The organism is Liquorilactobacillus cacaonum DSM 21116 (genome assembly GCF_001436735.1).
Taxonomy (GTDB): Bacteria; Bacillota; Bacilli; order Lactobacillales; family Lactobacillaceae; genus Liquorilactobacillus; species Liquorilactobacillus cacaonum.
In genome coordinates this window covers 263,986-269,985 of the sequence record NZ_AYZE01000015.1, presented here as the reverse complement: position 1 = coordinate 269,985, position 6,000 = coordinate 263,986, and the positions used below count along the sequence as shown (strand labels likewise).

5 protein-coding genes and 4 tRNA genes are annotated in these 6,000 nt (G+C 34.5%); 8 read left to right on the top strand and 1 reads right to left on the bottom strand.

Features of this window, described 5'->3' with window-relative positions; all coding sequences use genetic code 11:
• Window positions 1-151 precede the first annotated feature (151 nt).
• The 8 genes from FC80_RS07985 (at window position 152) to FC80_RS07950 (ending at window position 5,093) form a co-directional block, all read left to right on the top strand.
• Window positions 152-223: transfer RNA gene (locus FC80_RS07985), tRNA-Glu, on the top strand.
• 13 nt (window positions 224-236) lie between these two features.
• A tRNA-Thr gene (locus tag FC80_RS07980) sits at window positions 237-309 on the top strand.
• Window positions 310-472: 163 nt separating this feature from the next.
• A complete protein-coding gene (locus FC80_RS07975) occupies window positions 473-1,942 on the top strand; it encodes a peptide MFS transporter (protein WP_057829607.1) in 1,470 nt (489 codons plus the stop codon).
• Window positions 1,943-2,019: 77 nt separating this feature from the next.
• Window positions 2,020-2,105 (top strand) — tRNA-Tyr (locus FC80_RS07970).
• Between the two features lie 3 nt (window positions 2,106-2,108).
• Window positions 2,109-2,180: transfer RNA gene (locus tag FC80_RS07965), tRNA-Gln, on the top strand.
• 232 nt (window positions 2,181-2,412) lie between these two features.
• Complete coding sequence (gene proC / locus FC80_RS09510) at window positions 2,413-3,216, top strand: pyrroline-5-carboxylate reductase (protein ID WP_057829606.1); 804 nt, start codon at window positions 2,413-2,415, stop codon at window positions 3,214-3,216.
• Window positions 3,217-3,234: 18 nt separating this feature from the next.
• On the top strand, window positions 3,235-4,371 hold the full coding sequence (gene nagA, locus FC80_RS09505; protein ID WP_057829605.1) for an N-acetylglucosamine-6-phosphate deacetylase: 1,137 nt from the start codon (window positions 3,235-3,237) through the stop codon (window positions 4,369-4,371).
• Window positions 4,372-4,391: 20 nt separating this feature from the next.
• Complete coding sequence (locus FC80_RS07950; RefSeq protein WP_057829604.1) at window positions 4,392-5,093, top strand: GntR family transcriptional regulator; 702 nt, start codon at window positions 4,392-4,394, stop codon at window positions 5,091-5,093.
• Window positions 5,094-5,206: 113 nt separating this feature from the next.
• Here FC80_RS07950 and FC80_RS07945 read toward each other — a convergent pair whose 3' ends face one another.
• Window positions 5,207-5,947, bottom strand: a complete 741-nt coding sequence (locus tag FC80_RS07945) for a WecB/TagA/CpsF family glycosyltransferase (protein ID WP_083486955.1) — start codon at window positions 5,945-5,947, stop codon at window positions 5,207-5,209.
• Between the last annotated feature and the right edge of the window lie 53 nt (window positions 5,948-6,000).

Sequence of the window (6,000 nt, the reverse complement as noted above, 5' to 3'; positions counted from 1 at the left end):
CGCCGATAGTAGTTGGGGGATCGCCCCCTGCGAGGATAGGACGTTGCCGTGCAAAAATTTTGCTCAGGATTTGTTGATAACCGGTTTAACTGATTATTTTCAGTTTCTGAGTTTTTTGTTGGTAAATTCAATTAATTTGTTTTTACTAAGCGACCCGTTGGTCAAGTGGTTAAGACACCGCCCTTTCACGGCGGTAACATGGGTTCAAATCCCGTACGGGTCATGATTAAAGAATTGCCGGCTTAGCTCAGCTGGTAGAGCATCGGTATCGTAAACCGAGGGTCACAGGTTCAAATCCTGCAGCCGGCATATTTTAATATTCCTTGCTGTATATAAAAAAAGCCTTAATTTTTTAAGGCTTTTTTATATTATTTGAATGTTTTATTGACGCTAGATTTGAATATACGTATAATAAAATGAGCTGTTTTTAATTTTAAAAATATGAAAAATAAAAATCTAGGAGGATTTGTTAATGAATAAAGATGCCATTGAAACGGTTCTTTTAGGGCATCCACGTGGGCTAGCTACACTTTTTTTTACAGAAATGTGGGAGAGATTTAGCTATTATGGAATGCGAGCGATTTTATTGTATTATATGTATTACTCAATAAATTCTGGCGGTTTGGGATATAGTAAGACATTAGCATTGTCAATAATGTCAATATACGGATCATTGGTATATCTTTCAAGTGTTTTTGGTGGGTTTGTTAGCGATAGAGTTCTAGGGAGTCAAAGAACTGTTTTTTATGGCGGAATTTTTATAATGTTTGGACACATAGTTTTAGCTATTCCATTTGGACACGTAGCTTTATTTGTGTCAATTGGCTTAATTACTATTGGTACAGGATTGTTAAAACCTAACGTTTCGCAAATGGTAGGTGGTTTGTACAATGAAAAAGATTTGAGAAGAGATACAGGATTTAGTATTTTTGTTTTTGGTATAAATGTTGGAGCGTTTGCTGCTCCTTTTATTGTAGGATATCTCGGTCAAAAAGTTAATTTTCATGTGGGATTTTCAGTAGCTGCAATCGGAATGCTTTTTGGATTAATTCAATATTATCAAGGGGGGAAAAAATACTTTTCAAAAGATAGTTTATATCCAACTGATCCAATCGATCCAAGAGATTTGAAAGTTATTTTCAAAAAATTAATTCTATTTTTTATAATTATTATTTTGATTTTTACTATTATGAACTTATTTAATTTCCTAACGATGATTAATGTTATTTTGTTTATTACCATCCTGGCTGTCTTAGTTCCAATTTATTATTTTGTTGTAATGTTGAATAGTAGGAAAATAACGCAAGTAGAAAGGCTTCGTATTTGGGCCTATGTTCCGTTATTTATTGCGAGTGTATTATTTTGGTCCATAGAGGAGCAAGGTGCAGTTGTATTAGCAGTTTTTGCCAATGAGCAAACAAGATTATCGCTATTTGGATATGAATTTCCATCTAGTTGGTTTCAGAGTATGAATCCTCTATTTATTATGATATATGTTCCTATCTTTGCCATGATATGGACCAAAATGGGGACAAAACAACCAACGTCATCGATAAAATTTTCTTATGGTTTGTTTTTTGCGGGTATGTCCTTTCTTTGGATGATTATACCAATTTTATTATTTGGAAATGAAGTTAGAGTTAGTCCTTTTTGGTTAATAGTGAGTTGGGCACTTGTAATAATAGGTGAAATGTTGATTTCTCCAATTGGATTGTCTGCAACTACAAAACTTGCACCAAAAGCTTTCCAGTCTCAAATGATGAGCATGTGGTTTATCAGTGATGCTGTTGCCCAAGCATTCAATTCACAACTTGTAAGATTTTACAGTAATCAAAATGAATTACTTTATTTTGGAGTTGTTGGAATAAGTGTAATTGCTTTTGGGTTAATTCTATTATTGTTTTCTCCAAGAATAAAAGTTTTGATGGAAGGTATTGAATAAAAATTCTAAAAAACACTTGCATAAGCTGTAAAAAAATAGTATCATTACTAGGTCGGATATGATGACAATGATGTTGTGGAAGGGTAGCGAAGTCTGGCTAAACGCGGCGGACTGTAAATCCGCTCCTTCGGGTTCGGTGGTTCGAATCCACTCCCTTCCACCATATTGGGCTATAGCCAAGCGGTAAGGCAACGGGTTTTGATCCCGTGACGCGCTGGTTCGAATCCAGCTAGCCCAATTGATTGAATAAGGATAGTGAAAGTATTAAGGACCTTTAAGAATTTATTTCTGGGGTCTTTTTTATTTGCTTTGCAATATATTTATGCTTTACTACTTTAGTAAAAAAAGTTATTTTCCTCTTTTTTTTAATTATAGTTTATCTTTATGAAGAAGTTCGAGTTTAATTGACTTTTTGTATAAAAATGATACATTCAGTATATTGGTATATATCATTTTTTGGAGGATGGAATATGAAGATAGGATTCATTGGTGCAGGAAACATGGCTAAGGCAATTATTGATGGTTGGGTTGCAAGAAAAACGATTGATACTAAGGATATACTTATACATAGTGCTCATAGAAATAATTATGAAAGTTATGCAAACCGTATGGGAATAAAGGCATATGGTACTAATAGTGATTTGGTTAGGGATGCTGATATTATTTTTATGGCGGTAAAACCATTTATTTTAGCAAGTGTGATTGATGAGATAAAAGAAGTTGTAACTGAAAAAAAATTAATTATCTCCATGGCAAGTGGAGTATCTTTGGCCGAAATTAATGATTGTTTTGGTGATAATAAAGAAATACCAACTATTCGAATAATGCCAAATGTGAACGTTGAAATAAATGAAGGAATGACAGCATTTGTAAGAAACAAATTTGTTTCAGATATTATTTACGAACAAATCAAAAGCTTGTTTGATGATTTGGGTAGGACTTTGGAGATGCCAGAAAAAGACTTTAGTATATTTGTTGCTTTGGCTGGGAGTTCACCTGCATATGTATATTATTTTATTGATGCAATGGCACGTTCTGGGGTTAAATATGGTCTGACAAAAAAAGAAGCAACTGAAATTGCTGCTCAAGCGGTTTTAGGAAGTGCACAGAAAGTTTTAGTTGGAACTAAATCACCAATGGACATGGTCGACGAGGTTTGTTCTCCTGGTGGGACTACAATTGCAGGTTTGTTAGCTATGGAAGAGGCTGGATTCTTGACAGCTGTTGTCAAAGGAATAGATGCAACGGTTTTAAAAGATCAAGCAACTCATTAAAAAAAGGAGAGATAATCAATGACAAAAGTATTAAAACATGCAGATATTTATACTGGTACAGAAAGAATTAGAGATGGTTTTATTCGTTTCTCCGATAAAATCGAAGCAGTAGGTCCAATGGCACTGTATCAAGCTAGTAGTGAAGATATTGAGGTAACTGATCTCGAAGGTAAAGTGATTGTTCCAGGATTTATCGATGTTCATAGCCATGGAGGCTATAGCTTTGATGCAATGGACGGTAATGCTGCTCAAATTGATGAGATGGTAACCGATATGATTCATGAAGGGATTACAAGTTATTTTGCGACAACGATGACACAATCACATGAAAATATTGCAAAAGCAATGGTAGGAATTAAAGAGGCAGCAAAGAAGAATCGTGTGATTCAGGGGATACATCTTGAAGGGCCATTCATTTCAGCCGATTTTAAGGGAGCCCAACCTGAAAAATACATTCAAGCACCTGATGTTGAATTATTTGATCATTGGAATGAACTATCCGGTCATCTGGTAAGATTGGTTACTTTTGCACCAGAGCATGAAACATCATCCAAATTTGAAGACTATTGTTTGGAAAATGGTATTATACCTTCAATAGGACATAGCAATGCTTTGAGAGAGGAATTGAAGCATTCAAAGGCGAGTCATGTAACACACTTATATAATGCTCAACGAGAATTTAAACATCGTCAACCAGGAGTTACAGGACATGCTTTACTAGAAGACAACATATATTGTGAAATGATTGCAGATGGATTTCATGTAGTACCTGATATGATTAAATTAGCTTATGAAATTAAGGGGCCAGAGCGCATAGAATTGGTTACTGACTCGATGCGGGCAAAAGGAATGCCCGAAGGAATATCTGAATTGGGTGGACAAAAGGTAATAGTTAAAGATAGACAAGCACGGTTAGAGTCTGGAAATTTAGCTGGCTCAGTATTGCAATTTCAAGAAGCATTTCGTAATATAATTAAATATACAGGTTGTAGTATTTCTGAAGCTGTAAAGATGTCTTCTGTAAACCAAGCACGTGAATTTGGATTGTTTGCTAAAGGAACATTAGAAGTAGGCAAAGATGCGGATTTAAACGTCTTAACGGAGGATTTAAACCTTGTGGAAACATATAGTTTTGGAGATTGCTATAAAAACTAAAGACGAGAGAGGGAATTATGATGGCTTCACCTATTTATATACAGATTCATAATGAAATTAAGCGTTCAATTGAGTCTGGAAAGTGGAATGTAGGTGATCGCATTCCCTCAGAACGTGAAATGTCTGTAACATTTGGTGTTAGTCGAATGACATTACGTCAGGCGATAAAGACACTTGTTGATGAAGGAATTCTTGAAAGACGTGTGGGTTCTGGGACGTTTGTATCTCGTCAAAAAGTACAAGAAAAAATGTCTTCAGGTGTAACTAGTTTTTCCGAGTTGATGAGGGCTCAAGGGAAGGAACCTTCTAGTAAAACGATTTCTTATCATATTGCTACACCTTCGTTAAGTGAGATGGAGAAATTGTCTTTGGAGGAAAAGGACCTCGTTCTAAGGATGGAACGAATTAGATATGCTGATAAAATTCCAATTTGTTTTGAAATTGCAACTATCCCAGAAAAGTTGGTGCAATCATATAATAAAGAAGAAGTTACGAGTTCCTTTTACCATGTGTTGGAAGAAAGTGGACATATTATTGGGCACGCTCAACAAACGGTTTCATCAATGCTAGCTTCTGAGCAGATATCCGAATATTTGGGTATTCGTAGAGGTGATGCAATTTTAAGATTACGGCAGACAACGTATTTAAATGATGGGCAACCATTTGAATATGTGAGAACTCAATACGTTGGTGATCGATTTGAATTTTATTTAGAAAAATAATTTTGTTTCACATACATCTAAAAAACAGGAAATCTAGGTCAAAATTAACTTTGTCCTAGATTTCCTGTTTTTTTGCTATAATATAATACCTTGTTTTGAATTTTTTTTAAAATTTATTTTTTGTCTATACCTAGTTTTTTAAGATAAATTAGAATTAAATATTTGGGTAAAGCGAGCATTCTGAAGAATCTAGTTGGTTCTTGAAGTAGGCGGAAAAGCCATTCAATATGATGCTTTTGCCAAAATAATGGTGCACGTTTTACGGTTCCAGCGAGAACATCAAAACTGCCGCCAACTCCCATCCAGATAGATGGACTGAGATTGTGGTATTTTGAAATGAAAAATTCTTGTTTAGGAAAACCAAGCGCAACAAAGACAAAGTCGGGTTTATTATGCTTAATTTCAGTTACAATATCAGAATCGTCTGTAAAGTATCCATCATGATAACCAGCAATTTCTAAATTGGGATAATCATTTTTAATTTTTTTGATTGCTTTATCTAAGGTTTCAGATTTTGCTCCAAGAAAATAAATACTTTTTTTATTTTCATTTGCAAATGTCAGCAAGGAAAGCAATGTATCAAATCCGGTCACACGTTCTGGCAAAGGTGTATTTAAAATTTTTGCACCTTTGATTATTCCGATTCCATCGGCTATTGTATAATCCGCTGATTCAATTATTGATAAATATTTGGGGTTATCCCGCGCATATAGTACGATTTCAGGGTTTGCAGTAACTATAAAACGATTTGAATGGTTATGACTATCAATTTTCAATTGACTAATCAATTCTTTGTTATTTATATTAGTAAAATTAATTCCTAATACGTTTATTTCTTTTGGTTTACTCACTATAAAACACCTCAATTTCAAAGAGACTAGTCAAAGTATAACAGAAATGACGCAAT

Excerpts from the sequence above, each read along its gene's own strand:
- FC80_RS07950 (WP_057829604.1), top strand. The coding sequence starts at position 4,392 with ATGGCTTCACCTATTTATATACAGATTCATAATGAAATTAAGCGTTCA.
- FC80_RS07975 (WP_057829607.1), top strand. The coding sequence starts at position 473 with ATGAATAAAGATGCCATTGAAACGGTTCTTTTAGGGCATCCACGTGGG.
- nagA (WP_057829605.1), top strand. The coding sequence starts at position 3,235 with ATGACAAAAGTATTAAAACATGCAGATATTTATACTGGTACAGAAAGA.
- proC (WP_057829606.1), top strand. The coding sequence starts at position 2,413 with ATGAAGATAGGATTCATTGGTGCAGGAAACATGGCTAAGGCAATTATT.